The organism is Mesorhizobium sp. M6A.T.Cr.TU.017.01.1.1, from assembly GCF_004023115.1.
In the GTDB taxonomy this organism is placed as follows: Bacteria; Pseudomonadota; Alphaproteobacteria; order Rhizobiales; family Rhizobiaceae; genus Mesorhizobium; species Mesorhizobium mediterraneum.
The window spans coordinates 1-2,412 of the sequence record NZ_RZTA01000238.1; the positions used below are offsets into that span (position 1 = coordinate 1).

Genomic DNA, 2,412 nt, shown 5'->3' on the forward strand with positions numbered 1-2,412 from the left:
TCGCCGAGCCGGCTGATTTCGCGGCCTTCGATGAAGACCTGGCCGGAATCCGGCCGCTCCAGACCGTTGAGGCAGCGGATCAGCGTCGACTTGCCGGCGCCGCTGCGGCCGATGATGCCGAGGATCTCGCCCTTCTGCACGGTGAGCGACACGCCATCGAGCGCCGGCGTCGCACCGAAGCGGCGCTTCAGCCCGGTGAGCCGCACGACGTCCTCCGGCCGCTCCGGGGTGCCGACCGGTGTCTCGGCAGTTGCGGGGAAATGCTGGTTCATGGCCGTTCCTGTTTCGGCGGTCCGTAAAATAGGATTGCGGCCCGCGCGTTGGGCGCGGACCGCTTTTTTCATATCCCGGGACGCCCCGGATCCATGTCGCATCAATAGGCGCTGAGGCCGGTGCCCTTGTAGACCTTGTCGAACTCGGCCTTCACCGCTTCGTTCTGATAGGAAGCCACCAGCGTCTTCACCCAGGGCTCGTTCTCATTGCCGGCCTTCACCGCGATGAAATTGCGGTACGGATTGTCGGCGACGGGCTCCTGCGCGATGCGGTTTTCCGGGGTCAAGCCGCTTTTCAGCGCCCAATCCGTGTTGACCACGGCCGCGTCGAGGTCTTCCACCGAACGCCCGACGATGCCGGCGTCGAGCTCCTTGATGACCAGTTTCTTCGGGTTGTCGGCGATGTCGGCCGTCGTCGCCAGGATGCCGGTGCCGTCCTTCAGCTTGATGAGGCCCTCATTTTGCAGGACGCGCAGCGCCCGGCCTTCATTGGACGGGTCGTTCGGCACGCCGATGACGGCGCCCTCGGCCAGGTCGGCGACCTTAGCAAGCTTCTTGGAATAGAGGCCGATCGGCCAGACCCCGGTATAGCCGACGGGGACGATGTGATAGCCCTGCGTCTTGATCTGATTGTCGAGATAGGGCTTGTGCTGGAAGGCGTTGGCGTCGATTTCGCCACGCTCCAGCGCCTCGTTCGGCTGGGTGTAGTCGTTGAACACCACGGTCTCGATCGTCAGCCCTTTCTCGGCCGCCTGCGCGGTGACGACGCGCCATACGTCTTCATCCTCGCCGCTGATGATGCCGACCTTGATCGCCTTCTTGTCCTCGGCGAAGGCTGAACTGGGGGCGGCCAAACCCGCAATTGCGACAGCCGAAGCGAAAAGTAATGCAAGGCCTGTGCGACGATTTATAGTTGCCGAAAAGGATGACAGCCAAGTGTTGGTATTCCTGATCATGATGAATCCCGTCAGTTGTTAGATCGTGGCAGCCAAGCAAAGTGCGAAGCCTTGTCCACAGCATCGGGGATGCTGGCCGCCGGATCAAAGAACCGCGTTTCTCGCCAGATGCGAAGCCGGGAATATTCTCTCAAAGATTATGCGATTGCGAGCACAGGGGCGCTTACCGCGTCCATCGTGTAGGCGGGGCACGCCATTTTCGGCGAGATCCCTTCGCGCAACCAGACGCAACGCGGTCGCTTTCTCCGTCCGCGCTTTTCCCGCTCAGAGCCACCGCCGCACGCTTTGCCTGTAGTCACGATACGCATCGCCGAAACGCCGCTCGAGGTAGGCCTCCTCGCGGGCGACGACGCCGTAGCGGATCAGGATCGCAAGCGGCAGCGTGAGGACAAGGATCCAAATATTCTGCGCGGCCACGCCGATGCCGCCATAGATGAGGAACATGCCGAGGTAGATCGGATTGCGCGTCCATCCATGGATGCCGGTCGTCACCAGCACGCGCGTCGGCTCATTCGTCGGCACCGGCGTCGCAGCTAGAGAGAAGTTGCGAATGCCCGCGATGAAAAGCACAAAACCGATCAGCATCAGCGAGCCGCCGATGATCCAGGTGACCAGGTCGATCCCCGCAACCGGGAACGGCAAGTGCAGCAGCCGATCCAGGACGAAGCCAATCAGAAGAGCGGCGAGAAAGAGCAGGGGCGGTCTCGCGATGACGCCTGCGGTTTCGGTGTCGGTTTGCCCAGCCATTGCCATGTCTGCTCCCGCAGATGCTTGAGGGCTACGAAGCCAATAGCCGCCTAGAAACGACAACTAAGGTGTCATTCTAGAAGTTGACAACAGCGGTGTCAATCGCGGAAATTGGCACGGACAGAGGGAATGGAAGCGATGGCGGCACGACACGACCGAGGGACAGGGGCCATCGTCAACGGCAAGGCCGCTGCGATCGCCGAGCTGATGCTCGAAGTGGCCCAGTGCTTCTTCAGAATACGGGCTCTCGGCCAGAAGACAGGGCTCATCACCAGTTGGGGCGGCGGTGCGTTCGGCTTCATGCGAAGCCTCGCGCTGCTTGGTCCGCTCACCGTGCCGCAGATCGCCCAGATGCGGCCCACCAGCCGTCAGCGCATGCAGCGGCTGGCGGATGAGCTTGCGGCCGAGGGGCTCGTCGAATTCATCGACAATCCGAA

4 protein-coding genes are annotated in these 2,412 nt (G+C 62.2%); 1 reads left to right on the top strand and 3 read right to left on the bottom strand.

The genetic code is table 11. The annotated features are described in order from the left end of the window. From EOB36_RS33595 to EOB36_RS33605, 3 genes are all read right to left on the bottom strand, one after another. Positions 1–272, bottom strand: a 272-nt coding sequence (locus tag EOB36_RS33595) for an ATP-binding cassette domain-containing protein (protein WP_128286574.1), incomplete at its 3' end; no start/stop codon positions are given. 101 nt (positions 273–373) lie between these two features. Then, positions 374–1,228, bottom strand: coding sequence for a MetQ/NlpA family lipoprotein (locus EOB36_RS33600; RefSeq protein WP_128286575.1), 855 nt, complete (start codon positions 1,226–1,228; stop codon positions 374–376). Positions 1,229–1,492: 264 nt separating this feature from the next. After that, positions 1,493–1,975: an isoprenylcysteine carboxylmethyltransferase family protein gene (locus tag EOB36_RS33605; protein WP_164897712.1), complete on the bottom strand. Its 483-nt coding sequence runs from the start codon at positions 1,973–1,975 to the stop codon at positions 1,493–1,495. A 138-nt stretch (positions 1,976–2,113) separates the two neighbouring features. Between EOB36_RS33605 and EOB36_RS33610 the strand changes: the two genes are divergently transcribed. Then, a partial coding sequence (locus EOB36_RS33610) for a helix-turn-helix domain-containing protein (protein WP_164897713.1) occupies positions 2,114–2,412 on the top strand: 299 nt, incomplete at its 3' end.

What these genes read in the sequence shown, in the direction of transcription:
- EOB36_RS33600 (WP_128286575.1), bottom strand. Translation starts at nt 1,228, where the DNA reads ATGATCAGGAATACCAACACTTGGCTGTCATCCTTTTCGGCAACTATA.
- EOB36_RS33605 (WP_164897712.1), bottom strand. Translation starts at nt 1,975, where the DNA reads ATGGCTGGGCAAACCGACACCGAAACCGCAGGCGTCATCGCGAGACCG.